The sequence below is a fragment of the Flavobacterium sp. IC2-16 genome, assembly GCF_055521455.1.
On record NZ_CM145480.1, the window covers coordinates 2020323 to 2046641 of the forward strand.

Below are 26319 nucleotides of genomic sequence, written 5' to 3' on the forward strand. Positions count from 1 at the left end.
ATAAAAAGGTTACTTTTTTTTGAAATTGATATTCATTATTACTACAGCAAGAATAATAAGTAATATTCCTAACCATTGAGTGAAAATAACGGTTTCGTTTAAAATTATGTAAGCCATCATTACTGAAACAGGCAACTCCAACGAGGACACAATGCTTCCTAATCCGATACCTGTTAATGGAAATCCGATATTCATTAAAATAGGAGGGATGATGGTTCCAAATAAGGCAACTAATAGCCCCCATTTTAGGAAGATTGTCATATTGAAAGGTCCTGTTTGTGTTGCAATGGAAAATCCGAAAACAATAACAGCTCCCCCTAAAAGCATGTATAGGCTTCGTTGTGCAGATGAAATTCCTAAAGCTATTCTGTTAGCTGTAAACATAGTTGTTGTAAATGATGCAGCGGCTAATACACCCCACATAATACCACGCCAATCTAATGTTATTTTGTTGTTGATTAGATTTGTGGCTAATGCTGTTCCAATCAATACAATGATTACAGATGCTACTTTTTGTAACGATGGTGCTTTCTTGTCTAAAATCCATTCTAGTAAAACACCCATCCATACGGTTTGCATTAATAAAACAATACCAATAGAAACAGGGATATATTTTACAGCTAAATAATAAAAAACACTTGTCATTCCTAACGATGTTCCGGTTAACATCAAATGAAAGATATTCTTTGGAGAAGCCATGACTACTGTGTTTCCTTTTTTTGCTTTTTGGAATGCGTTAATAAGTAAAATGGCTATTATTCCAATTATGAATTGGGCAGTGGTTACTTCGGCTGTAGTGTAATTTTCTTTATAAGCTAATTTTACATAGGTAGCTAACATTCCATAGCTGGTAGCTCCTAAAGCAACAAATAAAACACCTTTTAGTACATTATTCTTAAACATATTCTCAAAAAATTTAAAGCCGGCTAAGATACGTTTTTTTGCTCAAATTTCATGAACAAACCCGTTTAGTTTTCCAAAATGGAACTTTTATAAAATAAAAAACGGCCATTTCTTTAGTTAAGAAATGACCGTTGATTTGTTAGTGTGTCTTTATAAATTAATGTTGTAAACTGTACCGTCAGAATGGGTATAAGTTGCTTGATTATCGCAGGTATTATCACCGTAATCTAAAATACCATCAAGATAAGATCCTTGAAGATTTAATTTACCTTGAGATATATAAGTACATGCATATTTTTTAATTAAAGTTTCAACAACGGTAACGGTTAAGGATGCTCCACTTGATTTTGTTATAGTGTGACTTCCTGAAAGAATATGATACACATTGTCCCCTAAGGCTAATGTGCCAACACCTTCCATTTGTTTTACAGTTCGCGTACCGTAATGAGTGAACACTTCACCTTGTAATGTTGTTATTTTTCCGTTTGTAATGGTTCTGGTCCATTGTGGTGTTTCGGGAACCGTAGTTTCATTCACATAAACAATGGTACCTTCTACTTTTCTACCGTTTACGTAATAATCATTAGAACGTTCAATGGTCATTGTACTACCATAATTCATTACATAATCCGATAAGGTAACTGTTAATGTTCCTCTGCGTAAAACTCCGTTAAACAAACATCCAGTGCTGCCAAAGTCTACCGTGAAAACTTTTGGAAAAACACCAGGAGTGGCATTATCAACCGTAATAGTGGCACATGAGTCGAAATTAGCTACAGGATTTGTTCCTCTACTGGAATAACTTGAGTTATTGTCTGCAGCTTCAATTCCAGAGTTAAAATCTAATTCGTTAGTAAAGTCAATTTGTGCAGAAGCAGTTAATAACTTTTGATCAACTACAGCATTTTGAACATCGTCTTTGTTGCATGATGTTAACATTAAAGCAGTTGCAAATAATGTTAATGTAATAAATGATTTTAAATTTCTCATAATTTCTGTATTTGCCTTAAGGTTTCTAAAAATGAATATGTCATTGTTTACCATAAGACTCATTTAAACGACAAAGGTTTAATGTTATTTTTTAATAAATTTCCCAGTGAATTTTTGGTGGAAATTGTTTTCTAAAACAATAAAGTACATTCCTCTTTGTAACTCCTGAATAAGAACTTTGTTGTTTTGAACTTTTTCTTTTTTAACTAATTTTCCAGTAGTATCGAAAATTGCAATCGATTCAATTGATTCTGAATTTGATTTCACTTGGAAATTTAGCGATTCGTGCGCTGGGTTAGGATATAGTGTAAAGTTTCCTAAAGTATTTTCAGAAACACCTAAAGTACTTCCTTCAACAATATGTACAATTGAATTTATGCTCGGATTAGAAATAATATCAACGGTTCCTGAAGGCCAAATAATATGAATTGCATCAATAGCAGTTGATGTTCCAATACCAAAATGTGCATTAAGCGAACTCATGTATTTAAAACCTTCGCCACTTCTAATATCACGAATTTGTTTTCCGAAAGCACCATAAATTTCAACTCTAGCGCCAATTCCATTTCGGTTACTAATCACCCCTTGTAATGTTACTTTTACCCAATTATTTGCATTTGGAACTGCATAATGAATTGTGGTTCCGTTTTGAATATCTAGAAAGCCATCATTATTCAAATCGCCAATCGCACCAACACTTAAACCAGGATATGATACAGGAGCAAAAGTTCCGTCACCTTGATTAAACATTATTTTGTTGCCACCAGCTAAAACATCAACATAACCATCGTTGTCGAAGTCGTATGCTACGTTGTCGATATTTGTGCTTGTATTGGTGTCCCAACCTGAACCAGAGGTAATTTCAGTAAAGGCTTCTTCAACAGAATTTGTAGTATCTAAATTATTTCTGAAATAATGATGAACTCCTGCACTAGCCGTAATGATTATATCCATGTCTCCATCATTGTCAAAATCTGCAACGGCAGAAGACCATGTTTGGATTGGTGTAATATTAATTTGTGCTATAGCTGAAATATTAGTGTATACACCTCCACCATCATTTCTATGTAGTTCGCAAGGAGGTCCTGAGCATTTAGATATAAAAACATCGGTATCGCCATCATTGTCAAAATCGGTGAAAAGAGTAGAGTAGTTGCCCGGACCACTTCCAATATTCATAGCTCCAGGAGTTACACTACTTTGATAATACGTCAAGTTGTTACTAGCATCGTTTAAGTAATATACATTTGGATCAATATCATGACACGAAAAGACATCTAAATGGCCATCGTTGTTAAGGTCTGAAAAATTAGTTCTTTGGCAGAAAATATAGTTGCCCGGTGTGAAATTTGAGTAAGCTGTTCCAGTGTTGTTCGATGTCCAAACACTTAGTCCGCTACCGCTACCTAAAACCAAATCGTTATACCCATCTCTGTTGTAATCACCAGCAGCCATGCTCCATGTAGGCATCATACTTGTGCCTGAAATAGCTGTATTAGTTATGTTGAATACTCCAGGTGTTGTTTGATGGTGAATTTTTAAATTATTGGCACTGATACCAACCAGATCATCTTTGTAATCTCCGTCCATGTCAACAATACAAATATTATATGAGCTGTTGATGGTTGAAACAGTTTGATTAGAATAGGTAATAGGCATTGCTGCTACTTGACTTTCAATTATTTGAAAGCTAAAGCCACTACTGCTCCAACGGTTATCCCATGCAATGTAATAAGTGGTACCAGCAGTAACATTAAAGGTTGCAACAGACGAATAATTTGCGCCACCATCGTCATCTCCAGAATAGCATACTAAAGTATTGCAATCACCAGTATACACATGAAAACGAGTGTCAATTAATGGATTGTTGGCCGTTATATTTGAAGTTACAGTAACCAAAAAATTTTGAGAAGGTGTGTAGGTATACCACTCTCCATGTGGGTTTCCATTTGTTATTGCGCCATTGGCTGCACAAAATAAAGTAGGGGGTGTGCCGTCAATTGGGCCTACAGTATAAATTCCAGCAGTGGTTAATGGGATTGCAGTTTGACAGGTGTTTTGTGCTGAAATCCCGCAAATGCTAAAAAACGTTAAGAGTGCTAAAGTAATTTTTTTCATAAGCTTTCAATTTGGTTATGGGCAAGGTTGTAATGAGTTAATCCATTCGCCGACTAGAGCAACGCCTTCTTCGTGAATCAAAGTTCTTCCGTGTAAAGGCATGCGATAACTTTCATCGGTTGTATTTATTCTATAATAAAGCATTGATTTGCTGGTATTTCCCGGAGCAACAATTTTTGCAAGAGAAGTTGGAAAATCTTGCATGTCTTGTGTGCTTACGCAAACACCCATATTGGTATTGTTGTTATAAGTGGATTGAAAATCGAAACGCATTGGTCTGTAGCTGCAGTGACCACCTTCTGAATGGCAATGAGCACAGTTAATATCAAAATACGCTCTAGCTCTGGTTTCAATAGGTTGTGATGTGTCGTTGTAGTTTATTACCGTATTTTGAGCAGTAGGTAATGAAAAATTACTATTTAAATACCCTTGTTCAATCCATTTCAACAACTGATTTTTACTACCATTTGAGTAATTGTAGTTGAAATTTAGGTTTTGAGGTTTTACTCCAATAGGTAAATGAGTAGTTACTAATGTACCAGTTTCAGAACTTTCTTTTTTGTGACAGGTGATACATTGTGCTTCACTTGGGATTCGGTAATTAACGGTTTTTAAATTTCCGTTTTCCATCCAATCGATATTTACATAACTGCCGTTAAGGTCGAATGTGGCTTCTGTTTGTTCATCATTCCATACATAATTGGCAAAAATCCAACCGTCACTTTTTTTAATTAAAAGTCGCGTTTCAATTATTTTGGTTCCATTATCTGGTTGTACGTTTTCGTAATAAAAGTTCTTAATTAATACAGCTCCAGTAGGGAAGTTTAATATTGTGCCATCGCCATTAAATGACGCTTTTACGCCTGAAGGCATCCAAACAAATCTTTTTTTATGTGCATAGTCAGAAAAAAGCGGACTTGAAGGTTCATAGGGTAAAACTCCTAAAGCTGGGGTTAAATCTTTTAAATCGCCTGTGAAAAATTTGTAATCGGATAGTTTTGGATATGGAATTTGTGTAAGATCCATTACAACTGGCGAGACAGGTTCGTAGGTTTCTTCGTCGTTAGAACTACAAGCAAAAAGAAATAGAATAGTAAATGCGGTAAGTAGTAAGCTAGTTTTTAGTAGGTATTTTTGTTGCATATTTGTAATATATTGAAAATCAATAATAACAAATATATATTTTTTGATTAAAAAAAATAACTATTCGGCATTAATTAATAAAAATACTTAAGAATGTTATATTTTTATTTTGATGTCTAGCGATTCTATTATTTCGATAGCTTTTGAAGAAGAATAATCAAGTGTTTCTTCGTATTGTTTGTGTTGTTTTTTACTGGAAATGCGATTCATCGCTTCATGAAATCTTCGGACTTCTTCCAAATTGGTTAGAAATAATCGAGGCACATCAACAGAATTTCCGGATTCGTCTTTCGCGACCATCGTAAAATAAGAAGAATTGCAATGCTTTGTTTTTCCGGTTTGAATATTCTGAGAAACAACGCGAATTCCTACAACCATAGAAGTTTTTCCGATGTAATTAACCGAGGCTTTAAGCGTTACTAATTCACCTACTTCTATAGGGTTTAAAAAATCAACGGTGTCAACAGAAGCTGTTACACAATACTTTCCTGAAAATTTTGAAGCAGAAGCAAAAGCAATTTGGTCCATCAGAGAAAGTATATACCCACCATGAATTTTTCCACTAAAATTACTGTGAGATGGGAGCATCAACTCCGAAAGAGTGATTTTTGAATCGCTTACTTTTTTGTATGTTTTTTCCATTTTAGACAGTAATATAGTGGGTGGAAATCGAAATTTAATTTTCGGAATTTTCTTTTTCTAACGAACGGTTAAGAATGTTTTCAGGTAACGATTTTTTAGCCTTGGCACCCATTTTTTTAAGTTTTTCAACACTGGTAATTAAATTTCCTTTTCCGTCTACCAATTTATTCATGGCGTTACCGTATTCCGATTTGGCTTCATCCATTTTCTTTCCAATTTTAATTAAATCGGAAACAAAACCTTCAAATTTATCATATAAAGCGCCAGCTTGTCTCGCAATTTCATAGGCATTTTCTTGTTGCTTCTGATTGGTCCACATGCTATCGATAGTTCGAAGTGTTGCTAAAAGTGTTGAAGGTGTTACAATAACAATGTTTTTTTCAAAGGCTTTATTGTACAAACTGTTATCTTCATTTAAAGCAATTGCAAACGCTGGTTCCATAGGAATGAATAAGAGTACAAAATCCGGACTTTCTATCTGGTATAAATCTTGGTAATTTTTATTGCCCAATTGTTCTACATGGCGTTTAATGGATGCTACATGCTCTTTAAGAAATTCATTTTTAGCGTCGTCATCGTCTTCATTTACATAGCGTTCGTATGCGGTTAATGAGACTTTAGAGTCGACTATCATTTTTTTGCCATCGGGTAGATTGATAACAACATCGGGTTGTACACGAGCGCCTTCCTCAGTGGTGAAACTTTGTTGAACCTCATATTCGCGACCTTTTTCCAGCCCCGATTTTTCCAAAACTCGTTCTAAAATGAGTTCACCCCAATTTCCTTGCATCTTACTGTCACCTTTTAATGCTTTGGTAAGATTTAGAGTTTCTTTACTCATTTGCGCATTCATTTCCTTAAGACCTAAAATTTGTTGACGAAGCGCAGCATGATAATCAATGCTTTCTTTGTGCGTGTCTTCTACTTTCTTTTCAAACAAATGAATTTTTTCCTGAAGCGGATTTAATATGGTTTTTAAGTTTTCTTTGTTTTGTTCGGTGAATTTTACCGTTTTTTCTTCAAGAATTTTATTGGCTAGATTTTCAAATTCTTTTGTGAATTTTTCTTGTAGTTGATTGACTTCTTCTTTCTGCTCTTTATTGCGTTCCCAAAGATTTTCAAAATCTACTTCTTTTTTAGATAATTGAATGGCTACAGCTTCTTTTTCATTACGAATTGTTTCTTTTTCTAATTGAATTTGTTGCAGCTGTTTTTCGAATGTTGAACGTTCATTTTGAAACTGAATTTTTAATTGTTCAATTTGAGATAGAAAACCGTTAGTGCGTTCTTCCAGTCCAGAAATAGTTGATTGCGATTTCGAAAGAAATAGTAGTTTTCCAATGTAAATTCCAAGAAATAAAGCGATTAAAAATGCGGCTAATACCAAAATAATTTGTGACATGGATTTGTTTTTTGTATTCTGTAAATGTAGAAAAAAAAGACAAACACAAGAATAGGTTTTGTTTTGAAACTTGTTTTGTTAATGTGTTTCTGTGTAAGTTTTAAAATTGTTCATTATGGCTTGCCAACCGTCTTGTTGCATTTCTTTTGGATGTACTTCTTCTGCTTCAAATGTTTCAGTAATTAGGGTTTGATCATCATTCGATTCAAAAAGAATGCTAACTTTTCTGCCGTCAGCAATAGTATATTCGATGCATTCATTGGGTATAACTTTAGTATATATTCCTTCAAAATCAAATCCGAAGCTACCGTCTTTAGCTTCCATTCTATAACTAAATTTTCCATCAACTTTTAAATCATTGCTTGCCGAGGTAGTATGCCAATCGTTTGAGGCATTGTTCCATTGCATAATGTGTTTTGGGTTTGTCCAAAAATCCCATACTTTATTCATGGTAGCGTTTACTGTTGTTGCAACTGTGATGGTGTTGTTTTCTGATGTTGTCATAGGATATGTATGATTAAATTAGAAAGATAAAGTTACAATTGCTTTTTTAAAAAATTGTTTTTAAAAAGTTAAACGTCCTAATTTAGTCGATGTAATTTTAGTTGAAGATTTAGTATATTTGGTTTTATTCAGTAAAAATGCCACACACTCGCAGCGCTTCCTTAGATGTTTTAAAATTATGCTTGGCGCTATTGGTGGTAGCACTCCATATTTTTCCACTGAACAAACCGGTGGGAATTCAAAATACAATTTCATATTTAATTTCAAACGGCATAACTCGTGTAGCTGTTCCTACTTTTTTTATGATTTCGGGATATTTACTTCAAGATAAAATTCAGGATTTAGTGTATCTTAAAAAATATGGAAAACGAATTCTGCTGCTTTATTTGGTATGGCAACTAATATACCTGCCAGATTTAATATATCATTATAAAATTAGTTGGTTTGGTACACAAAGTTTAATTTACAAACTACTATATGGCTATTGGCATTTGTGGTACTTGCTTGCTAGTGTATTGGGAGTCGGACTTTTATATTATTCACGAAATTGGACTGTGAAACGGAAATATTTAGCCGTTTTTATTTTGTTTGCTTTAGGGTATGCTTTTCAATTGTTGTACAAGCTAGCTGTTTTTAAATCTACACCGTTATTTAAAATTTTTTATGAAGGAATTGGAACTACAAGAAATTTTTTGTTTTTCGCATTTCCATTTTTACTTTTGGGAACATTGTATACTTCTTGGAGTGTAAACTTGAAAATAGCTCAGCGATTTCTGCCGTTGTGCGTTCTAGCATTATTATCAGAATCCTATTTATATAGTATATTGAAATTAGGAGCTTTAGATTTTTATATCTTCATTTTACCAATGAGTATGTTGTTGTTGGTTGTTGGGGTTGAATCTAAACTTAATTTAAAATTTAATCTTCCGTCTAGTTTGTCTTTGGGAGTTTATTTGTGTCATCCATACATGATTCGATTGGTTTATAACTATTTGCCACAAAAAGAATTTGGGTATATAGTTTTGAAATATTTTATCATATGCATATTAGCGGTATGTTGTTGGTGGATTGTTGAAAGAATTAACCGTAAAATTTCAATTTTTTTATAATCGATTCTGATTTGGAATTTGAAAAGTTTGTACCTTGTTAACTAATTAACCTAATCTAAAAATACAATTATGGCGAGTGTAAATCCGTATCTTACCTTTAATGGTACATGTGAAGAAGCATTTAACTTTTATAAATCTGTTTTTGGGGGTGATTTCCCATACGCAGGAAAATTTTCTGAAATGCCTTCAGAATATCCAATTCCAGAATCGGAAAAAAATAAAATCATGCATATATCGCTTCCAATAGGAAACACTGTATTGATGGGGAGTGATGCAGTTGAAGGTTTTGGTGGAATTCCAAAAATGGGAGAAAACATTGCGATTTCAATAAATACAGAATCGGAAGAAGAAGCCACTCGAATTTTTAACGGCCTTTCTGCTGGTGGAACTGTAACTATGGCGCTCGAAAAAACATTCTGGGGTGCTTATTTTGGGATGTTTACCGATAAATTTGGAATCCACTGGATGGTCAATTACGATTATAATACCAAATAAGTTTTATATAAAAGGCTCCGATTGGAGCCTTTTTTTATTGAAAAATTTCTTTGAAAAAACTAAGCATAGCTTGCCAAGAGCGTTTATCGGCTTTTTCATTGTAAGCCACACCTTTCGATTTGTCGCTACCGGCATCTTTATGTGTGAATGCATGTACAGCATCTGCGTAGTAGTTCATTTGCCAATCAGCTTTTGCAGCCCGCATTTCGTTTTGAAAAGCTTTGATTTCATCTTCCGAAACAAAGAAGTCATCTGCACCATGAAGTACAAGAACTTTTGGTTTGATGGTTTCTATCGTTCTTGAATTGTCGCGACCTAATCCGCCATGAAAAGAAACAACACCTTTTACTGGAAAATTAGCTCTAGCAGCCTCTAATACTCCCGTTCCTCCAAAGCAGTAACCAATTATGGCAATTTCGTCGGGATTTGCGCCAGATTGTATTAGTTGTTCTAAAGCTAGATGAATTCTTTTCTGATATTCAGTGTAATTGGTTTTGAAGTATCCTGCTAATTTACCGGCTTCTTGGGTGTTTTTAGGACGTTTGTCTACGCCATAAATGTCGGCTACAAATGTGTAATACCCCATTTGTGTAAGTTCATTGGCAACTTCTTGTGTATGAGAGTCAATTCCCATCCACGCCGGAAGGATTAAAATGCCAATTTTCTTTTTCTTGGCTTTTAAAGGTTTTCCGGAAAGCCCTTCTAATTTTTGATTTCCATCTTTATAAGATACAGCCTGAAGTTGTGCTTCTGCCATCATAATAGAAATTGTTGTGATAACTATTGTAAAAAAATGTTTCGCATTCATAGCATTTAATTTTCTGACCTAAAGTTACAAAAAATGCTAATAAAAGTAGTTTTAGCTTATAATGAAATTCCCTTTTTGAGCATCAAAAACGATATCGTTATCCGTAAACAAAGTGTTAAAAACGCCATTTGAAATTAGAGTGCACGGATTGTCTTGATATACTTTTTCACTTGTCATAACAATCATTTCATCGCTTAATTGAATGGCTAAATCAACATCGTGAGTAGAAAATAAAATGCATTTTCCAGTTTCATGGGTTAACTTTCTCAATAATTTATAAAGAGCCACTTTATGAACCAAGTCTAAATGTGTAGTTGGCTCATCTAAAATGATAAGCGGAGTGTCTTGGGCAAGTGCTCGGGCTACTAGAACTTTTTGAAGCTGCCCATCACTAATTTCATAATGCTTTTTAGTTGCTAAATGCAATATTTGTGTGAGTTCCATGGCTTCATGGACTTTTCGAGTATCTTCTGGTGTTAAAGTGCCAATCCAATTGGTATAAGGCTGTCTTCCTAAGGCAACAAGTTCAAAAACGGTAAGATTGCTTGGAGGTAATTTCTCGGTTAAAACAATGCTTAAGTTTTGTGCTAGATCCAAAGAATTATAGCTGGTAATGCTTTTGTCGTTTAAAAATACATTTCCTTCTAGTGGTTTCTGGATTCCTGTGATGGTTCGTAATAATGTTGATTTGCCAATTCCGTTTGCTCCAATTAAAGAAATAAGTTTTTGATTTGTTAATTGTAAGTTTAGGTTTTGGGATACAATAGTTTTTTCTCCTTTTGAAAGGTATCCAATAGCTAAATTCTCGGTATGTAAGATTGTATTTGACATTGCTTTCAAAATTAGTTCATCATTTTTCGTTTTCGAACCAACAACCAAATAATTATAGGAGCTCCTATAATTGAGGTTATGGCATTAATTGGCAATGTGATATCGTAACCAGGAACTTGTGAAACTATGTCGCAAACTAACATTGTAATTGCTCCGAGTAACATAGTGCTCCAAAATAAAATTTTATGGTTACTCGTTTGGAAAAGCAATTTAGCCATGTGAGGAACAGCAAGTCCAATAAAAGCGATTGGTCCTGCAAACGCGGTGATGCTTCCAGCTAACAGGCTAGTAGCAAAAATGATTATTAAACGTGTTTTTTGGAAATTTAAGCCTAAGCTTCTAGCGTAATTTTCGCCTAGTAATAGCGTGTTTAGAGGCTTTAAACTTAATAGACTTAACAATAGTCCAGATATAACTGCTAATGCTAATATAGCAATGGAAGACCACGATAAGTTACCTAGATTTCCTAGGGACCAAAAAGTGAATTTTTGTAGTTGTTCGGCAGTGCTGAAATAGGTAAGCACCCCTACAATGGCGCTGGCGAAGCTTCCAAACATAAGTCCGACGATAAGAATCGCCATAGTATCTCTGAGTTTCTGTGAAACAATTAAAACCAATAACAGCACCATGAAACTGCCTAAGGATGATGCAAATATTATTCCGTATGCAGACAAGAAAAATTCACTAATAATTGTAGGCATAATACCAGCTCCTAAAATAACAAAAGCAACTCCTAAACTTGCTCCAGAACTTAATCCTAAAACATACGGTCCGGCTAACGGATTTCTAAAAAGTGTTTGCATTAATAAACCACTGGTTGAAAGTCCGATGCCAACCAAAATAGCGGTTATGGCTTTAGGTAAACGGTAATTAAGAATGATATAATCCCAAGCAGGTTTTATGGTTTCGTTTCCAGTAATGCTTTTAAAAACTTCTTTTAAAGGAATAGCAACAGATCCTAAACTCACATTGGCGAGAAATAAAAAAATAGTTACTCCTAATAGTAAGAGAAAGAAAAATGTATGTCGTTTTGTATTTTGCAATTAATTAAGTTTTTGAAAAAAATACAATTCGTAATTGGGTAATAAATCAGGATTGGTAATTTTAATCAAGTCTTTTAAAACCAAATCGGGGCGATTAGCAGCTTGTTCGTAATAAATAACACCACCTTTGGCTCCTGTTTTATTGGTAAACGAATATACTGTTTTGTTTCTAAATGCTTTAAATTGGGAGTAGTGCGGATTAAAATCTTCAAGTTCTTTTAAGCTGGAAAACTGACCGGGACCAAACCAATAATCGGCGTTTTGAGCTTTCTCAAGTACTTGTTCAAAACTTAAAGATAGACTGCCAATTCCTTCTGACGAACTCCATAAATAATCTATGTTAGCATCCTTAAGGAATAATGCAGCCCAACTGTTGCCTTGCGGAAGATTCCATTTGTTTTGAAACATACCACCGCTTAAAGCTGTTGGTTTTATTTTTGTTTTTTCTACGAGTAATTTGGCGTCGTTATAGTCTTTTTCAATTTTTTTAAATAGCGATTCAGCTTCTTTGTTTTTTCCGTATAGAACACCAAAAAATTTAATCCATTCGGCTTTTCCAAGTGGTGTTTGTTCAGTCCAGTCGCCATTGTATAAAACTTTCATGCCAGATTTTTCCAGATTTTGGAAAGTTTTATTGTTACTGTCAATGCTAAAACCAACAATAACTTCAGGAGATAAATTAATGGCTACTTCGGTATTGATGCTTTCATTTTGTCCAAGGTTTTTAACTTTTCCGGCATCAATTAGCGCTCTTGTTTTTTTAGAAGAAATAAAATCGGTGTGAGGAAAGCCTACTAAAGTATTTTCTTCGCCAAGCATTTCCAAAGAGGGTATGTGTGTAGTGGAAGTAACAATAATAGATTTAACCGGAATGTTTATTGTTGTGAATTTTTGAAGACTATCTGGAATAACACCGTTTTTTTCTTTTAAAACATAGGTAAATCCTTTTTCTGAATTTGGCCACGGATTGGTTACTTTCACTACCGAATATCCTTCGTAATTATAAATTTGTAATCCTTTTGCATAGGAAATACTGTTTTTTATAGTGGCGTTAACCGAGCTGTTTTGCTCGTTTTTTTTACAAGATTGAAGCGTTAAAAAACAGAAACAAACAAATAGTAGAAATTTTCTAGACATTTTGATTACAATGAATAATATGCAAAGTTAAGTTTATTTCTACTAATTTTTATGTGAAATTGTTAATGTTAAATTCAAAATACTTGGATTATAATAAACTTAGCTAGTATATTTGCACCCGTATTGAGGTTGTTTGTGTGTTATTTATACACGACATTAAAAGGGAATTAGGTTAAAATCCTAAGCTGTACCCGCAACTGTAAGCTAATAAGCCTGTTGTTATTCTTCATACCACTGTCGTAAGGCGGGAAGGTAGATAACAGGACGCAAGCCAGGAGACCTGCCCATTACACTAGATAACAAACTTTCGGGAAAAAAGGTTTGGGTATGGGTAAATTCTATGCTTTTCTCCCAGATTATTAATTTTTTTAAAAACTAAAATGAACAAAATTAACGTTCGTATTGGTGCACTTGCTTTGTTTATGGCGAGTAGCGCTTTTGCGCAAGAGAATGACAGTATTTCTAAAGTGAAGCAACTGGATGAAGTAGTGATTTCCGATTCAAAATTTGCTTTACCCAAAGAGAAATCGGGAAAGGTTATTGTAAAAATCACAAAAGAAGATTTAGAAAAAAAATCAGGCCAATCATTAGCGACAGTATTGAGTACTGTAGCTGGATTAGAAGTTAACGGAAACCAAAGTGGTGCCGGAAAAAATTTAGGGTATTACATTAGAGGAGCTCGTAACAGACAAACGTTAATTATGATTGACGGCATTCCTGTAACCGATGCTTCCGGAATTAATTTGGAATACGATTTACGTTTACTTCCAGTAGATCAGGTTGAAAGCATCGAGATATTAAAAGGGGCTTCAAGTACATTATATGGTTCTGGAGCTGCAGCGGGTGTTATAAATATCACTTTAAAAAAAGCATCTAAGAAAGAAATCGCTGGAAATGCCTACATGAATTTAGGAACTCAAATGACTGCAAATCGAGTGAAATATAATCCGCAAGATTTTAATCAAGGTTTTGCTGTTAATGGAAGTTTTGAAAAATTTAATTACTATGCGTCATTAAACAGTACAGAAACTAAAGGGATTTCCGAAGCTTCAATTCCATTTTCTTCCACCTACGAAGATGATCGTTTTTCACGTGTGAATTCATTAGTGAAGTTAGGTTTTACACCCAATAAAAAGTTAGCTTTGAATGTTTTCGCCAATTACGATAGAGTGAAATCCGATTTTGATGGAAGTTTCGATAATTTTTCGAATCCGGATTCACCATTCAACATATCAACTTCAGAGCAATTCCGATTTGGTTTTTCACCGCGTTATAAATATAACAAAGGAGAGTTTGTAATGAATACGGCTTATAATACAATCAAACGTAATTATCAAGTATTTAATAGTTGGTCAAATGCAATCGATGTGAGCGATTATAAGTCGAATAGCGCAAATGTGGATGCATTTAATAAATATTCGATTTCATCACAAATTTTTGTGGTAACTGGAGCACAATTTCAATTCCATGATATGAATACTGAAACTCCATACGATGCTATTTCCGAAAAAGTGGCTAAGTTCAATACTATCGATCCCTATTTAAATGCGGTGTATACTTCTAATTTTGGGTTGCATTTAAATGCTGGAGCACGTATGAATATGCATAGTGTGTATGATAATCATTTGGTTTATAATATAAATCCTTCCTATGTTTTTAATGCTATTCCATTAAAAGTAATGGCATCGTATAGTACTGCATACATAACTCCGAGTTTATATCAATTGTATTCACCTTATGGAAACTTGAAATTAACACCGGAAGAAAACGCTACTGCTGAGGTTGGTTTTGAAACCACGCTTCTGAATAAAAAAGTAAATTTTAATGCAGTTGGATTCTACAGACAAGAAAAAAATACTATTGGTTTTTATACCGATATGAGCACTTTCGAATCGTATTATGTTAATGTTGACGGAAAATATAATGCGCGCGGAATTGAAACATCGGTAACGTATTCACCAATTCAAAAAGTTAAGTTAAGTGCTAATTATACTTTTACAGAACCAGAAGTTCAACTGAGCCGATTGATACCGAAACACAAAGGAAATGCATCGGTTGATTTTCAAGCAACTTCGCGATTGTATTTAGGCGTTAGCTACCAATATGTTGGCGATAGAAACGATGCTTTTTTCGATGGTGGTACGTATGTTACAGTTCCAGTAAAATTAGATGCTTATCAATTGGTTAATTTTACGGTTAAACACGAGTTGATGAAAAATAGAATGAATGTGTTTGGTTCGGTTACTAATATATTGAATGAAGATTTTGTTGAAACGGTTGGTTATAGTACACGAGGCAGAAATTTTAAAATAGGGGTGAACATACTTTTTTAATACATAACGTTTTTTCATGTATCCCTAAAGTCCCGACAGTAAAATGTTGGGACTTTTTTTTGAATAAAAAGAAAAAAAATAATGTAACTTGTAACAAAGAGATGATTGGTTCGTCTTGATAGTATAAACCAAAACTAATACCTAAATAAAATGAATCAGCAGGAGTTTGTGAAAATAATTTCTCCTTTTAAAGATAAGTTGTTTCGAATGGCAAAACGGTTGTTGGTTAGTACCGAAGAAGCCGAAGATGCAACCCAGGAAGTTTTGGTTAAGTTATGGAAAAATAATAGCGTTCTTTCTAATTATTCGAGTGTTGAAGCTTTTGCAATGACGATGACTAAAAATTACTGCTTAGATCAGTTGAAATCAAAAAGGGCATCAAATTTGCAAATAGTACATAACAATTATTCCGATTCGACTGCAAGTGTTCAAAAACAAATTGAAGATAAAGACAGTTGGAATTGGGTAGAAAAGATAATTGAAGGATTACCAGAACAACAACGTTTGATCGTTCAAATGCGGGATGTGGAAGAATATGAGTTTTCGGAAATTGCACAAATTATGGATATGAACGAAACAGCGGTTCGAGTAGCACTATCAAGAGCAAGAAAAGAAATTAGAGAACAATTGATTAAAAAGCATAATTATGGAATTGCATACAATTGAAAAATTAATAGAAAAATACTTTTTAGGAGATACTAGTATTGCAGAAGAAAAGCAATTGAAAGATTACTTTTCAACTTCCAATGTGGCGCCTCATTTGGAACAATATCGTGCAATATTCGGGTATTACCGTCAGGCTAAAAACGAAGCGTTTACCAAAACTATTCCACTACAACCTAGAAAACGAAATTATGTAGCGTGGATATCTGTGGCGGCAAGTATTTCAATTTTAGCAGGAACGTACTTCTTTTTTTCAAATAATCAGCCGGAGCAAAACGATTTAGGAACTTTCGATAACCCGGAAGTAGCTTTTATCGAAACGCAAAAAGCACTGGAAATGGTTTCTGAAAATGTAAATCAAGGAGTAGAAAGTATCAATTACATCAACGAGTACAATCAAACAACGAAAACAATTTTTAAATAATCAAAAAAATGAAATCAACGATTCAAAAAATCAAAAAGAGCAATACGATAACAATGGGTAAAAAGGTAGCATTTATGGCAATAGCCCTGCTGTTTTCAACAGGAATTTTTGCTCAAACAGCTTTCGATAAATTCGACGGACAAGAGAACGTAACTTCGGTTATTGTCAACAAAAAAATGTTCGAATTAATGAGTAAAGTTAAAGTAGATGCTTCAGATAAAGATATGCAGGTTTATTTGAATTTGCTTAAAAAGTTAGACAACTTAAAAGTGTTTACTACCAATAATTCAAAACCAGCAGCCGACATGAAAGCTACCGTAACCTCATATTTAAAGTCAAATCCTTTAGATGAGTTAATGCGTGTAAACGATAATGGTAAAACAGTGAAAATTTTTGTAAAATCGGGCGCAACTAGCAGTCAGGTTAAAGAACTTTTAATGTTTATTGAAGGGGTAAATGTAAAAGGAAATGGAAACGAAACGGTTTTGTTGTCGTTAACAGGTAATTTTGATTTAGACGAAATCTCGGCATTAACAGATAAGATGAAATTGCCAGGGGGTGACTCATTGAAGAAAGCATCAAAAAAATAAGCTATGAAGTATCTTTCAGGTGTTACATTTTCATTATTAATGCTTTTAGCAGCATGCGATCAAAAGCCTTCTTTGCAAAAGTATTTTGTTGAAAATTCAGAAAATAAAGAATTCGTGGCTTTAGATTTGGCTCCGAGCTTTATCAATGTAGATAAAGTAGCACTTAGCAGTCAGGAAAAATCGTCTTTAGAGTCGTTTAAAAAGATTAATGTGTTGGCTTTTAAAGCCGATTCTGTAAATCAGAAACAATTTGAAGTCGAAAGAGAAAAAGTGTCGAATATTCTTAAAAATGATATGTATCAAGAACTAATGAAAGTTGGTTCGGGTAAAGAAGGCGGAGCGATTTATTTTGTTGGTGAAGATGAACATATAGACGAGTTTGTTGTTTATGCTAATAAAAAAGAAAACGGATTTGCTGTAGTTAGAATTTTAGGTAATGATATGAATCCAACCGATGTTTTAAATTTATTGGGTTTACTGAAAAAAGGAAATGTCGATCTAGAACAACTCAAACCACTTCAAACATTGATGCAACCTTAAATAAAAAAGTCCCATTGGGACTTTTTTTTATTTAAAATATTTTCGGGGTACAAGTAACATTCCAAAGCATTCGCCATCTTGTTTTCCAAGATGTTTGTGATGCATTTTGTGTGCTCTACGAACGGCTCTAGCATATCGGTTATCGGCATTTCTAAACAATTTAAAGCGCTGGTGTATAAAGATATCATGAACCATAAAATAAGCAATGCCGTAAGCTAAAATTCCTAAGCCAATGGCTAATCCAATTTCTAAAATATCATATTTCCACATCAGAAAAAAAGAGATACTTATTATGGCATAAAACACAAAGAAAGCGTCGTTGTGTTCAAACCAGGATTTGTGGGTTTTATGATGATGATCTTCGTGTAAACACCATAGAAAGCCGTGCATGATGTATTTATGACTAAACCACGCCATAAATTCCATGAAGCAGAAAGTAATTAGAAAGACTAAAATATGAATCCACATGATGTGCTAAGTTATAGTAAATTTAAACGATAATTAAGATAGCATTTTGCTAAAAGGCCCATTTTTTCATAATCTGGAACTCTAATTCTTGAATTTTTGATTTCAACCGAAGGTGTTTTCTTTAGCTTTACCAGTAACTTTTTGTAATACGCGTAAGCGGTATATACGCCAAATTTTGCTTCAAGAGGTAATTTCGTGATTCCTTTATATCCTGCTTCAAAATCCAATTCGATTTCTCGGATAATTTTTTGCTTTGATTCTTCATTAAGACAATTAAGATCTGTGTTGGGAAAGTACGTTCTGTTTAATTCGTCAAAATCTGTTTTTAAATCTCTAAGAAAATTCACTTTCTGAAATGCCGACCCCAATCGCATGGCCGAATGTTTTAATTCGTTATATCTTGCATCATCTCCGTTTACAAATACTTTCAAACACATCAGGCCAACTACATCAGCCGAACCATATATATAATCGGTGTATTCATCAAAAGTGGAATATTCTGTTTTGTATAAATCTTGTTTCATGCTTTTCATAAAAGCATCAATCAGTTCTTTCGGAATTGCGTATTTGTGTACGGTGGTCTGAAATGAGTTTAAAACCGGATTTAAACTGATTTTATTCGAAAATGCTTTTTCTAAATCGTCTTCAAAATAGCCAAATAAGGTCTCTTTGTCATAATCATGAAAGCTGTCTACAATTTCATCGGCAAACCTCACAAAACCATAGATGTTGTATATGTCTTGACGTATTTTAGGCGCCAGCATTTTTACAGCACTTGAAAATGAGGTACTGTATGTTTTAGTGACATTTCTGCTACATTCGAACGATACTTGATCAAAAAGTGCTTTCATTGGCGTATTTTTTAGGTTTGAAGTATTTCGTGATGAGTTCGGCGACTAATTTTCCTGAAATTAATGCAGGAGGAACTCCTGGTCCGGGAACGGTTAGTTGTCCAGTAAAGTATAAGTTTTCTACTTTTTTGCTTTTCAATTTGGGACGTAAAAAGGCAGTTTGTAATAACGTATTGGCCATACCATAGGCGTTCCCTTTGTAGGAGTTGTACTCTTTGATGAAATCGTTTACGCAAAACGATTCTTTAAATAAAATAGACTCTGATACGTTCTGGTTGGTAAGATTTTCAAGTCGACTGATTATTTTTTCAAAATAGTGCTCTCGTAATTCAGGAGTATCTTCCAATCCAGGCGCTAACGGAATTAAAAATATGCCTGCTTCTTTTCCGGTAGGGGCAGCTTCAGTATCTGTTTTTGATGGAAAACTGGCATAGAACAATGGTTCTTCCGGCCATTTTTTATCGTCATAAATTGCAGCAGCATGTACATCGAAATCTACATCAAAAAACAAGGAATGATGCTCTACTTTTTTTATGGTTTTATCAAAACCCACGTAAAACAGTAAAGCCGAAGGCGCAAATGTTTTTTTAGACCAATATTTTTCGGAGTAGGCTCTGTGTTTTTCTTCTAAAAGACTTTCCGTATGATGGTAATCGGCACCGCTTAAAACGATATCGCTATATTTTGAAACACCATTTACGACTAGACCAATGGCTTTGTTGTTTTCGACTATTATTTTCTCAACATTTGCGCCAACTTCAATGGTGACGCCCAGTTCTTTTGCTAACGACTCCATGGCTAATATAACGCTATACATTCCTTTTTCCGGATGCCAAGTTCCCAATCCGAAATCGGCAAAATTCATGAAATTATAAAAAGAAGGGGTGTCAGTTGGCTTTGCCCCTAAAAATAAAACCGGAAATTCTAATATTTGTATAAGCCGCTTATCTTTAAATTGTTTTCGTATATCTTTAGAAATGTTTCCAAAAAACTGACCCACTTTTAAAGCTGTTTCTGTAGTGACTAATTCTAAAGGCGAAACTCCAGGACGATACACTAGATCTTTTATGGCAATGTTGTAGTTGTTTTGCGCCTCGCTTATAAAGCTATCGAGTTTTTTACCACTTCCTTTTTCAATATCTTCAAATGTTTTTGAAATATCGCTTAGATTGTCTGCAATCGAAATGTATTCATTCGGATTGAAATACACCTGATAGGCCGGATTTAGTTTGGTAAGATTGTAATAATCGGATGGTTTTTTATTAAAGTCGGAAAAAAAGCGTTCAAAAACATCAGGCATCCAATACCACGTAGGACCTATATCAAAAGTAAAACCATCTTTTTTTAATTGTCTGGCTCGACCTCCAATGGTACTGTTTTTTTCATATATAGTTACATGTTTCCCTTCCTTGGCCAGATAGCATGCAGCTGCCAAAGAAGAAAAACCGGAGCCAATTATTTGTACTGTTGCTTTCATTTTGTTTAACAAATTTATAAAAAAGTTAAACAAAATGAAAATGTTCTGCGTTTATTTTAATTGTTCTGTTAGTTCGCTAATGTTTTGGAAGGTTTTTATTTTCGTTTTTGAGGCAGTTTGGTTAATGAATTCGGTCATTCGTCCAAAAACCCATAATGCTGAATCTGAAAGTAATTTTTGTTCAAAATCATTTAGATATGCAGTTAAAGAATCGGTTTCTGGTGCGACAGTCATATAGGTAATAAAAGTAGTTTGGCTAAAACGTTTTTTAAGATCTATCAAGCTATCTGTTGGAATGCTGGGTCCGAGATAGATGGTTTTGTAGCCTAAACTTAATAGTTGATAATTAAGATACAGCAGACCTAATTCGTGAATCTCGTTATGAGGTAAAAAGAGTATAAAGGTGTTGTCGTTTTTTTTTGGGATTAACTGTACTTTTTCAATTTGTACCAGAAGTTTTTGTTTGATTAAATAACTTATAAAGTGTTCGTGAGCTGGGGTAATGGTATCTGTTTGCCATAAAAATCCAATTTCATTAAGTATCGGTATGAAGATATCATAGAAAATTGTTGAGAATTCGGTTTTTAGTTCGATTTCTGAGTAGGTTGTTAAGAAGAGCTCTACATCAAAATTCATCATGGCCAATTTAAATTGAGATATGGCTATATTGAGATTGTTTTCCGAAGCAGATAACTGGTTAACAATTTCTACAATTTTTTCAGGTGTAAATTGCGCAATCTTAGAAATCTTATAATTATGGTTGTATAGATACGTTACATTTAATAATTTTTGAAGATTTGCAGTATCATAATGTCTAATGTTGGTTTCTGAACGCATGGGTTCGAGCAGACCGTATCTTTTTTCCCAAATTCGTATCGTGTGGGCTTTAATGCCCGAGAGATTTTCAAGGTCTTTTATGCTAAACACATTTTTGATTATGTTCATCGATATTGGTATTTTCTTAAACAAATTTAGTAAAATATTTATTCGCTATCAGTATATTTGTTCAGGTACTGGTCTTCAAAGAAATGAAATACGATTATATATTTTCTGGTCTGGGTCTTGCAGCGTTAATGGTTTTGCGAGAAATGCAATTGTCTGATTTGTTTCATGGCAAACGTATTTTAATTCTCGAACCTTCCAATAAAAACATGAATGATCGTACGTGGTGTTTTTGGGAGCAAGGTGTTGGGGAATGGGAATGGGCTGTGCGTAAAGAATGGACGGAAGCAGATTTTGTAAATAATGAATTCCAAAAACAATGTTTGTCTGGAGGCCTGAAGTACAAGATGATTGAATCCAAGATTTTTTATGAAACCATTATTTCAGATTTGTTGAAACAAGATGAAATTGTTTGGAAAAAAGAAAAGGTTGAATCGTTTTCTGAAACTAATGATGGAGTGGAAGTTATTACAACTGAAACTCGGTACCATGGAGCAATTCTGTTTAACAGTATTTTTGATCTGAATACCTTGAAGGAAAATCATCAGCATCCTCTTTTATTACAGCATTTTAAAGGTTGGTTTGTTAAAACAAAAGTTCCTTTTTTTAGAAGTGAAACGGCCACTTTTATGGATTTTTCAGTTCCTCAACTTGGAAATACAAGGTTTATGTATGTGTTGCCTTTTTCCGATACAGAAGCTTTGGTGGAATACACTCTTTTTTCTTCTGAAGTTTTAAATGAAAATGAATATTTATCTGCAATTGAAGATTATTTAGCGGCTAAAGGGATTTTAGAGTATGAAATACTGCGAACCGAATCTGGAGTTATTCCCATGACCTCATTTCCGTTTTGGAAAAATAATTCTCGTAAAATTTTAAATATCGGTACTGCTGGTGGTTGGACAAAAGCGAGTACGGGGTATACCTTTAAAAAATCATCGGAATTGGCAAAAAAGCTAATTGTAGCGTTGAAAAACAGGAATAGCAATCTTCAAATGTTTTATCAACCTAATCGTTTTTCTTTTTATGACAGTTTATTTGTAGCCGTGTTGTTTCGAAGAAATGAATTAGGGTATAGCTTATTTTCCGGGATGTTTTCGAAAGTGAAACCTAAACTTGTTTTTGATTTTTTAGATGAAAAAACTACACTGCTTCAAGACTTAAAAGTAATTAATGCGTGTCCGAAACTTCCTTTTCTCAAGGCTTTCTTTAGTTATGTGTTTAAAAAGTGGTGATGATGTCTGCTTTTGAAGAAGTTATAGTGTTTTTAGAATCGGATTAATTTCATTGCCCCTAAAAACTCCTCATTTAGAATTAAAACAATGCAAAAATCTTAAAAGTAAACTTTATCTTTTGTTTTAATTTATTTGTGACCACGATGGGATTCGAACCCATACGCCTTGCAGCACCACCCCCTCAAGATGGCGAGTCTACCAATTTCTCCACGTGGCCTTAGTGTAAACAAAAAAAGTTAAGCATGTCGCTTAACTTTTTGTGACCCGGCTGGGATTCGAACCCAGGACCCCATCATTAAAAGTGATGTGCTCTACCAGCTGAGCTACCGAGTCGTTGCTTTCAGGAAATGTATTTGGTCATTTTGTGACCCGGCTGGGATTCGAACCCAGGACCCCATCATTAAAAGTGATGTGCTCTACCAGCTGAGCTACCGAGTCTGTAATCATTTCCTGATTGCGGGTGCAAATATAAGGCGTATTATTTATTTTCCAAGGGAATTTTATTATAAATTTGACTTTTTTTTATACGCTACTGTTAAGGGCTTAATTTATAAGGTTTTATTGTCATGAAGAAAATTATTCTGGTTGGTTATATGGGTTCTGGAAAAACTACAATTGGAAAATTGTTGTCTGATAAAACTGAAATTCCGTTTTACGATCTTGATGATATTATCGAAAAAGAAACTAAAAAATCAATTGCTCAATTGTTTTCAGAAGATGGTGAAATTCGTTTTAGAAAATTAGAACATAAATTTTTAAATGAGTTCCTAGCTCATAATTCCGAATTCGTGCTTAGTTTAGGAGGAGGAACGCCATGCTATGCAAATAATGATTTGGTTTTACAAAAGTCTGATGTTTTGTCGGTTTATCTTAACGCTTCCATTAAAGAATTGGCTGCAAGATTGGCTCCCCATAAAGCAAGTCGACCGTTGTTAAGCAATTTAAGTCTACAGGAAATGGATGAATTTATTGCAAAGCATCTTTTTGACAGAAGTTATTTCTATCATAAGGCAAAAAAAACGATTCTAGTCGACGGTAAAAGTCCAGAAGTAATTGTAAATGAAATAATGAATCTTTTAGCTTAGAAAAGCATACTCGTTATTTGCTTCAAAAACGACCTGAATATGTTCTTGTAAAGATGTTGAAAGCGATATGCCTTTAAAGTCTGCTTTCACAGGGTATTTTTTATGATTTCTATCAACTAAAACGGCAGTTTTGAATTTTTTTAATGGAACTTCTAAAAAATGTTTAACACCATAAATTAGGGTTGTTCCCGAATTTAAAACATCATCTATTAAAACTAATCCTTTGTTTTGGTATGCTTCTTTTGGAATAGAAGTGTGAATGGCTTCTTGGGGGTTGTTTTTATTTATTTGAACTTCGCAAAGTATCACTTTTAAATCTGAAATTCGGTTTAGTTCAGCACCTATTTTTTGAGCAAAAATATAACCGCTGTTTGCAATTCCGGCTAATACCACTTCTTGTTCGTCAGCAAACGTTTCGTATATCTGAAACGCGATTCGGGTTGTTTTTTTTTGAATTTCTTCTTGTGTTAAAATGATATTTTGCATGTTGTGTTATTTTTTTTCAAATATAAAGAATAACTCGCGTTCTGCTCTTGGTTTTATAGAATTGTGCGCGGTTTCTAAGACTTTAATTTCAAACAAATTGGAAAATAAGTTGATGTATTCTTCTTGACTTCCTCCAAACGGTGGTCCTTCTGTAGTTAGTGGGAAATTAAATAATAATCCTGACAATTTCCCTTTTTTAGTAAGAAGCGAATGCATTTTTAAAACATATTTTTTTCGTAATTCGGGTGATAAAGCACAAAAGAAAGTTTGTTCTAAAATTAAATCGTATTGTCCTTCAATGGCAAAAAAGTCTGAATTGATTAATTGCTTATCTGGAAAATCAGGCAATCTTTTTTTGATATTTTCCAATGGGGGTTTTGCAAAATCTACTATGGATACATTTTTGAATCCCTTTTGAATCAGATAGTCTAGTTCGTAAGCATTTCCAGCTCCAGGAATCAGAATGGAAATGTTTTTATCTGAAAGCTGATCGATATATTCTTTTAAAGGAGTAGTTATTGCGCCAACATCCCATAAAGCATCGTTATCCAAGTATCTTTTTTCCCAGTAATTGTTATTCAGTTTCTTCATAAAAATCGTCATCAGTTATGTAATCATCTATATCACGACGATCTTTTTTTGTTGGTCGTCCAGTTCCTCTAGCACGATAATGTTCTTTTGATAATCGTAAAAGTTCAAGATGTTCAAATGCTTCAGCAGGGGTTTCGTCTTTTCGGTAAATGTCAACCAATTTGGGACCAACACGATTTTGAGGAATGTCCAAAACCGTTATAATATAATTGATTTGGTCCTTGCGCAACGTGATTTTGTCACTAGGAAAAACATCTCTAGAAGGTTTTGCTTCTTGCCCGTTAACCGTAATATGACCTTTTTTGCATGCTTCTGTAGCAATACTCCGAGTTTTATAGTAACGAACACACCACAAATATTTGTCGATTCTCATTGGAATACGTTAAAAACAATGTTAATAGTAGTACAAAAATAAAGTAAAATTGTATCTTGCGCCATTAAAATTTGTTAATGATGAATAAGATTTTGTCAATTCTTGGAATTGCATCTGCGATGATGGTTGTAGGATGTCAAAAAAGTGATGTTCCTGGCCCAGTACCTGCTCGACCACATTCAAAAGTATATGCTGAAGATATTGTTAAAATAGAAGAATACCTGCAAAGTCATTATGTTGAAATAAATGATTCAAACGGAAATGGTAAGCTTGAAGTTACTGAAGTAATTATCGATTCTTTAGATGATACACATACAGTATCTATTTGGGATCAAACTGATTATCCGTTGCATTATAAAATTGTTAAGTTGCATAAGGTTGATTTTAAAATGTATTATTTAAAATTAGACGGAAAAGGTGATACAGATGCAGATGGAGACAAACCTTGTGGGGTAGATAAGATTATGGTTTCTTATAAAGGGAATTTACTTAACGGAACTCAGTTTGATATTGCTGTAAATCCAACAGAATTTAACTTAATCGATGTTATTAAAGGATGGGAATATATTATGCCTGAATTTAGAGCAGGGTATTTTGATCCAACAAGCAGTGATGGTATTCTTAATCCTGTAAATTATGGATCTGGAGTTGTGTTTTTACCTTCCGGATTAGGATATTACAATCAGTCGTTTAATGTTATACCTTCTTATGCACCACTAGTGTTTACATTTAATTTGTATTCAGTTACCTATTTAGATCAAGATTTGGATAAAATTGAATCTCGTTATGAATATGCTTTTGATGCTGATGGAAATTTAATTGATACAGATTCTGATGGTATTCCAGATGTTTTTGATGCAGATGATGATAACGATGGTTATTTAACCAGAGATGAGATTAAAAAACCTAGTCCATATTTAGGTGTTAGTGCTTACTATCCGTATAATCCTGTTGCTGATGATATATCAACACCAGAAGATGAAACGGAACCTAAAGGAATTCCTGATGCTTCAGGGGATGGGACTTCAACAACTCGTTTAAGACGTCATTTAGATAAGAATGCAAAGCCGCCATATACGACGTACTAATAAAATATGAATTATATAAATAAAAATCCCGCATTAAGCGGGATTTTT

General features: G+C 33.9%; 28 protein-coding genes, 3 tRNA genes and 1 riboswitch. Of the genes, 10 read left to right on the top strand and 21 right to left on the bottom strand.

The genetic code is table 11. The features are described from left to right. Window positions 1-9 precede the first annotated feature (9 nt). The 7 genes from ACZ1JT_RS09225 to ACZ1JT_RS09255 all read right to left on the bottom strand — a co-directional run bounded on the left by ACZ1JT_RS09225 (window position 10) and on the right by ACZ1JT_RS09255 (window position 7702). Window positions 10-903, bottom strand: coding sequence for an EamA family transporter (locus ACZ1JT_RS09225; RefSeq protein ID WP_465093539.1), 894 nt, complete (start codon window positions 901-903; stop codon window positions 10-12). 150 nt (window positions 904-1053) lie between these two features. After that, window positions 1054-1893 carry a hypothetical protein gene (locus ACZ1JT_RS09230; RefSeq protein ID WP_465093540.1) on the bottom strand — a complete coding sequence of 280 codons (840 nt, stop codon included), beginning with the start codon at window positions 1891-1893 and terminating at the stop codon, window positions 1054-1056. An 84-nt stretch (window positions 1894-1977) separates the two neighbouring features. Then, entirely contained in the window at window positions 1978-4011 is a 2034-nt protein-coding gene (locus tag ACZ1JT_RS09235) for an FG-GAP-like repeat-containing protein (protein ID WP_465093541.1), read from the bottom strand. Between the two features lie 15 nt (window positions 4012-4026). Further along, window positions 4027-5154, bottom strand: a complete 1128-nt coding sequence (locus tag ACZ1JT_RS09240; RefSeq protein ID WP_465093542.1) for a hypothetical protein — start codon at window positions 5152-5154, stop codon at window positions 4027-4029. 96 nt (window positions 5155-5250) lie between these two features. Next, window positions 5251-5796, bottom strand: a complete 546-nt coding sequence (locus ACZ1JT_RS09245; protein WP_465093543.1) for an acyl-CoA thioesterase — start codon at window positions 5794-5796, stop codon at window positions 5251-5253. Window positions 5797-5830: 34 nt separating this feature from the next. Then, a complete protein-coding gene (locus ACZ1JT_RS09250) occupies window positions 5831-7198 on the bottom strand; it encodes a DNA recombination protein RmuC (protein WP_465093544.1) in 1368 nt (455 codons plus the stop codon). Window positions 7199-7276: 78 nt separating this feature from the next. Then, the gene (locus tag ACZ1JT_RS09255) at window positions 7277-7702 is read right to left on the bottom strand and encodes an SRPBCC family protein (protein WP_465093545.1); all 426 of its coding nucleotides are present in this window, start codon (window positions 7700-7702) and stop codon (window positions 7277-7279) included. Window positions 7703-7839: 137 nt separating this feature from the next. Here ACZ1JT_RS09255 and ACZ1JT_RS09260 point away from each other — a divergent pair, with 137 nt between their 5' ends. Then, window positions 7840-8811, top strand: a complete 972-nt coding sequence (locus ACZ1JT_RS09260) for an acyltransferase family protein (RefSeq protein WP_465093546.1) — start codon at window positions 7840-7842, stop codon at window positions 8809-8811. Window positions 8812-8880: 69 nt separating this feature from the next. Then, a complete protein-coding gene (locus ACZ1JT_RS09265) occupies window positions 8881-9306 on the top strand; it encodes a VOC family protein (RefSeq protein ID WP_465093547.1) in 426 nt (141 codons plus the stop codon). 34 nt (window positions 9307-9340) lie between these two features. Here ACZ1JT_RS09265 and ACZ1JT_RS09270 read toward each other — a convergent pair whose 3' ends face one another. From ACZ1JT_RS09270 to ACZ1JT_RS09285, 4 genes are read right to left on the bottom strand one after another with little or no spacing between them, the layout of a single operon-like run. Then, window positions 9341-10114: a dienelactone hydrolase family protein gene (locus ACZ1JT_RS09270; protein WP_465093548.1), complete on the bottom strand. Its 774-nt coding sequence runs from the start codon at window positions 10112-10114 to the stop codon at window positions 9341-9343. A 51-nt stretch (window positions 10115-10165) separates the two neighbouring features. Continuing rightward, window positions 10166-10945 (bottom strand): ABC transporter ATP-binding protein, encoded by a 780-nt coding sequence (locus tag ACZ1JT_RS09275; RefSeq protein WP_465093549.1) that lies wholly within the window; start codon window positions 10943-10945, stop codon window positions 10166-10168. A gap of 11 nt (window positions 10946-10956) precedes the next feature. Then, the gene (locus ACZ1JT_RS09280; protein ID WP_465093550.1) at window positions 10957-11988 is read right to left on the bottom strand and encodes an iron chelate uptake ABC transporter family permease subunit; all 1032 of its coding nucleotides are present in this window, start codon (window positions 11986-11988) and stop codon (window positions 10957-10959) included. After that, window positions 11989-13125 (bottom strand): ABC transporter substrate-binding protein, encoded by a 1137-nt coding sequence (locus ACZ1JT_RS09285; protein ID WP_465093551.1) that lies wholly within the window; start codon window positions 13123-13125, stop codon window positions 11989-11991. It abuts the gene before it with no gap. Between the two features lie 116 nt (window positions 13126-13241). After that, window positions 13242-13427: riboswitch (cobalamin riboswitch) on the top strand. A gap of 78 nt (window positions 13428-13505) precedes the next feature. Here ACZ1JT_RS09285 and ACZ1JT_RS09290 point away from each other — a divergent pair. The 5 genes from ACZ1JT_RS09290 (at window position 13506) to ACZ1JT_RS09310 (ending at window position 17675) form a co-directional block, all read left to right on the top strand. Next, the gene (locus ACZ1JT_RS09290; protein WP_465093552.1) at window positions 13506-15458 is read left to right on the top strand and encodes a TonB-dependent receptor plug domain-containing protein; all 1953 of its coding nucleotides are present in this window, start codon (window positions 13506-13508) and stop codon (window positions 15456-15458) included. A 150-nt stretch (window positions 15459-15608) separates the two neighbouring features. After that, the gene (locus tag ACZ1JT_RS09295) at window positions 15609-16124 is read left to right on the top strand and encodes an RNA polymerase sigma factor (protein ID WP_465093553.1); all 516 of its coding nucleotides are present in this window, start codon (window positions 15609-15611) and stop codon (window positions 16122-16124) included. Further along, window positions 16105-16545, top strand: coding sequence for a hypothetical protein (locus ACZ1JT_RS09300; RefSeq protein ID WP_465093554.1), 441 nt, complete (start codon window positions 16105-16107; stop codon window positions 16543-16545). The genes ACZ1JT_RS09295 and ACZ1JT_RS09300 overlap by 20 nt, the downstream gene beginning before the upstream one ends. A 53-nt stretch (window positions 16546-16598) precedes the next feature. Continuing rightward, the gene (locus tag ACZ1JT_RS09305) at window positions 16599-17135 is read left to right on the top strand and encodes a DUF4252 domain-containing protein (RefSeq protein ID WP_465095285.1); all 537 of its coding nucleotides are present in this window, start codon (window positions 16599-16601) and stop codon (window positions 17133-17135) included. Window positions 17136-17138: 3 nt separating this feature from the next. After that, on the top strand, window positions 17139-17675 hold the full coding sequence (locus tag ACZ1JT_RS09310) for a DUF4252 domain-containing protein (RefSeq protein WP_465093555.1): 537 nt from the start codon (window positions 17139-17141) through the stop codon (window positions 17673-17675). Between the two features lie 27 nt (window positions 17676-17702). Here ACZ1JT_RS09310 and ACZ1JT_RS09315 read toward each other — a convergent pair whose 3' ends face one another. From ACZ1JT_RS09315 to ACZ1JT_RS09330, 4 genes are read right to left on the bottom strand one after another with little or no spacing between them, the layout of a single operon-like run. Beyond that, the gene (locus tag ACZ1JT_RS09315) at window positions 17703-18143 is read right to left on the bottom strand and encodes a sterol desaturase family protein (protein ID WP_465093556.1); all 441 of its coding nucleotides are present in this window, start codon (window positions 18141-18143) and stop codon (window positions 17703-17705) included. An 11-nt stretch (window positions 18144-18154) separates the two neighbouring features. Beyond that, window positions 18155-18994 carry a phytoene/squalene synthase family protein gene (locus ACZ1JT_RS09320; RefSeq protein WP_465093557.1) on the bottom strand — a complete coding sequence of 280 codons (840 nt, stop codon included), beginning with the start codon at window positions 18992-18994 and terminating at the stop codon, window positions 18155-18157. Next, complete coding sequence (locus tag ACZ1JT_RS09325; RefSeq protein ID WP_465093558.1) at window positions 18978-20471, bottom strand: phytoene desaturase family protein; 1494 nt, start codon at window positions 20469-20471, stop codon at window positions 18978-18980. Before ACZ1JT_RS09325 ends, ACZ1JT_RS09320 begins: the two co-directional genes overlap by 17 nt. A 51-nt stretch (window positions 20472-20522) precedes the next feature. Next, the gene (locus ACZ1JT_RS09330; RefSeq protein WP_465093559.1) at window positions 20523-21416 is read right to left on the bottom strand and encodes a MerR family transcriptional regulator; all 894 of its coding nucleotides are present in this window, start codon (window positions 21414-21416) and stop codon (window positions 20523-20525) included. 83 nt (window positions 21417-21499) lie between these two features. Here ACZ1JT_RS09330 and ACZ1JT_RS09335 point away from each other — a divergent pair, with 83 nt between their 5' ends. Then, complete coding sequence (locus tag ACZ1JT_RS09335) at window positions 21500-22648, top strand: lycopene cyclase family protein (RefSeq protein WP_465093560.1); 1149 nt, start codon at window positions 21500-21502, stop codon at window positions 22646-22648. Window positions 22649-22783: 135 nt separating this feature from the next. On the opposite strand, the gene ACZ1JT_RS09340 is transcribed toward ACZ1JT_RS09335, so the two are convergent. The 3 genes from ACZ1JT_RS09340 to ACZ1JT_RS09350 form a co-directional block, all read right to left on the bottom strand. Then, window positions 22784-22865, bottom strand: a tRNA-Leu gene (locus tag ACZ1JT_RS09340). Window positions 22866-22908: 43 nt separating this feature from the next. After that, window positions 22909-22981: transfer RNA gene (locus ACZ1JT_RS09345), tRNA-Lys, on the bottom strand. A 32-nt stretch (window positions 22982-23013) separates the two neighbouring features. Then, window positions 23014-23086, bottom strand: a tRNA-Lys gene (locus ACZ1JT_RS09350). Between the two features lie 128 nt (window positions 23087-23214). Between ACZ1JT_RS09350 and ACZ1JT_RS09355 the strand changes: the two genes are divergently transcribed. Next, window positions 23215-23733, top strand: a complete 519-nt coding sequence (locus ACZ1JT_RS09355; RefSeq protein ID WP_465093561.1) for a shikimate kinase — start codon at window positions 23215-23217, stop codon at window positions 23731-23733. Here ACZ1JT_RS09355 and ACZ1JT_RS09360 read toward each other — a convergent pair. From ACZ1JT_RS09360 to ACZ1JT_RS09370, 3 genes are read right to left on the bottom strand one after another with little or no spacing between them, the layout of a single operon-like run. Then, entirely contained in the window at window positions 23725-24219 is a 495-nt protein-coding gene (locus ACZ1JT_RS09360; protein ID WP_465093562.1) for a phosphoribosyltransferase family protein, read from the bottom strand. The genes ACZ1JT_RS09355 and ACZ1JT_RS09360 overlap by 9 nt on opposite strands. Before the next feature lie 6 nt (window positions 24220-24225). Further along, window positions 24226-24810 carry a class I SAM-dependent methyltransferase gene (locus ACZ1JT_RS09365; protein ID WP_465093563.1) on the bottom strand — a complete coding sequence of 195 codons (585 nt, stop codon included), beginning with the start codon at window positions 24808-24810 and terminating at the stop codon, window positions 24226-24228. Next, window positions 24794-25183 (bottom strand): RNA-binding S4 domain-containing protein, encoded by a 390-nt coding sequence (locus ACZ1JT_RS09370; protein ID WP_465093564.1) that lies wholly within the window; start codon window positions 25181-25183, stop codon window positions 24794-24796. The genes ACZ1JT_RS09365 and ACZ1JT_RS09370 overlap by 17 nt, the downstream gene beginning before the upstream one ends. Before the next feature lie 77 nt (window positions 25184-25260). Here ACZ1JT_RS09370 and ACZ1JT_RS09375 point away from each other — a divergent pair, with 77 nt between their 5' ends. Then, window positions 25261-26271, top strand: a complete 1011-nt coding sequence (locus ACZ1JT_RS09375) for an FKBP-type peptidyl-prolyl cis-trans isomerase (protein WP_465093565.1) — start codon at window positions 25261-25263, stop codon at window positions 26269-26271. Window positions 26272-26319: the final 48 nt, after the last annotated feature.

What these genes read in the sequence shown, in the direction of transcription:
- ACZ1JT_RS09310 (WP_465093555.1), top strand. Translation starts at nt 17,139, where the DNA reads ATGAAGTATCTTTCAGGTGTTACATTTTCATTATTAATGCTTTTAGCA.
- ACZ1JT_RS09325 (WP_465093558.1), bottom strand. Translation starts at nt 20,471, where the DNA reads ATGAAAGCAACAGTACAAATAATTGGCTCCGGTTTTTCTTCTTTGGCA.
- ACZ1JT_RS09250 (WP_465093544.1), bottom strand. Translation starts at nt 7,198, where the DNA reads ATGTCACAAATTATTTTGGTATTAGCCGCATTTTTAATCGCTTTATTT.
- ACZ1JT_RS09275 (WP_465093549.1), bottom strand. Translation starts at nt 10,945, where the DNA reads ATGTCAAATACAATCTTACATACCGAGAATTTAGCTATTGGATACCTT.
- ACZ1JT_RS09240 (WP_465093542.1), bottom strand. Translation starts at nt 5,154, where the DNA reads ATGCAACAAAAATACCTACTAAAAACTAGCTTACTACTTACCGCATTT.
- ACZ1JT_RS09320 (WP_465093557.1), bottom strand. Translation starts at nt 18,994, where the DNA reads ATGAAAGCACTTTTTGATCAAGTATCGTTCGAATGTAGCAGAAATGTC.
- ACZ1JT_RS09245 (WP_465093543.1), bottom strand. Translation starts at nt 5,796, where the DNA reads ATGGAAAAAACATACAAAAAAGTAAGCGATTCAAAAATCACTCTTTCG.
- ACZ1JT_RS09255 (WP_465093545.1), bottom strand. Translation starts at nt 7,702, where the DNA reads ATGACAACATCAGAAAACAACACCATCACAGTTGCAACAACAGTAAAC.
- ACZ1JT_RS09270 (WP_465093548.1), bottom strand. Translation starts at nt 10,114, where the DNA reads ATGAATGCGAAACATTTTTTTACAATAGTTATCACAACAATTTCTATT.
- ACZ1JT_RS09300 (WP_465093554.1), top strand. Translation starts at nt 16,105, where the DNA reads ATGGAATTGCATACAATTGAAAAATTAATAGAAAAATACTTTTTAGGA.
- ACZ1JT_RS09295 (WP_465093553.1), top strand. Translation starts at nt 15,609, where the DNA reads ATGAATCAGCAGGAGTTTGTGAAAATAATTTCTCCTTTTAAAGATAAG.
- ACZ1JT_RS09365 (WP_465093563.1), bottom strand. Translation starts at nt 24,810, where the DNA reads ATGAAGAAACTGAATAACAATTACTGGGAAAAAAGATACTTGGATAAC.
- ACZ1JT_RS09265 (WP_465093547.1), top strand. Translation starts at nt 8,881, where the DNA reads ATGGCGAGTGTAAATCCGTATCTTACCTTTAATGGTACATGTGAAGAA.
- ACZ1JT_RS09235 (WP_465093541.1), bottom strand. Translation starts at nt 4,011, where the DNA reads ATGAAAAAAATTACTTTAGCACTCTTAACGTTTTTTAGCATTTGCGGG.
- ACZ1JT_RS09375 (WP_465093565.1), top strand. Translation starts at nt 25,261, where the DNA reads ATGATGAATAAGATTTTGTCAATTCTTGGAATTGCATCTGCGATGATG.
- ACZ1JT_RS09335 (WP_465093560.1), top strand. Translation starts at nt 21,500, where the DNA reads ATGAAATACGATTATATATTTTCTGGTCTGGGTCTTGCAGCGTTAATG.
- ACZ1JT_RS09285 (WP_465093551.1), bottom strand. Translation starts at nt 13,125, where the DNA reads ATGTCTAGAAAATTTCTACTATTTGTTTGTTTCTGTTTTTTAACGCTT.
- ACZ1JT_RS09315 (WP_465093556.1), bottom strand. Translation starts at nt 18,143, where the DNA reads ATGTGGATTCATATTTTAGTCTTTCTAATTACTTTCTGCTTCATGGAA.
- ACZ1JT_RS09355 (WP_465093561.1), top strand. Translation starts at nt 23,215, where the DNA reads ATGAAGAAAATTATTCTGGTTGGTTATATGGGTTCTGGAAAAACTACA.
- ACZ1JT_RS09370 (WP_465093564.1), bottom strand. Translation starts at nt 25,183, where the DNA reads ATGAGAATCGACAAATATTTGTGGTGTGTTCGTTACTATAAAACTCGG.
- ACZ1JT_RS09290 (WP_465093552.1), top strand. Translation starts at nt 13,506, where the DNA reads ATGAACAAAATTAACGTTCGTATTGGTGCACTTGCTTTGTTTATGGCG.
- ACZ1JT_RS09360 (WP_465093562.1), bottom strand. Translation starts at nt 24,219, where the DNA reads ATGCAAAATATCATTTTAACACAAGAAGAAATTCAAAAAAAAACAACC.
- ACZ1JT_RS09230 (WP_465093540.1), bottom strand. Translation starts at nt 1,893, where the DNA reads ATGAGAAATTTAAAATCATTTATTACATTAACATTATTTGCAACTGCT.
- ACZ1JT_RS09305 (WP_465095285.1), top strand. Translation starts at nt 16,599, where the DNA reads ATGGGTAAAAAGGTAGCATTTATGGCAATAGCCCTGCTGTTTTCAACA.
- ACZ1JT_RS09330 (WP_465093559.1), bottom strand. Translation starts at nt 21,416, where the DNA reads ATGAACATAATCAAAAATGTGTTTAGCATAAAAGACCTTGAAAATCTC.
- ACZ1JT_RS09225 (WP_465093539.1), bottom strand. Translation starts at nt 903, where the DNA reads ATGTTTAAGAATAATGTACTAAAAGGTGTTTTATTTGTTGCTTTAGGA.
- ACZ1JT_RS09260 (WP_465093546.1), top strand. Translation starts at nt 7,840, where the DNA reads ATGCCACACACTCGCAGCGCTTCCTTAGATGTTTTAAAATTATGCTTG.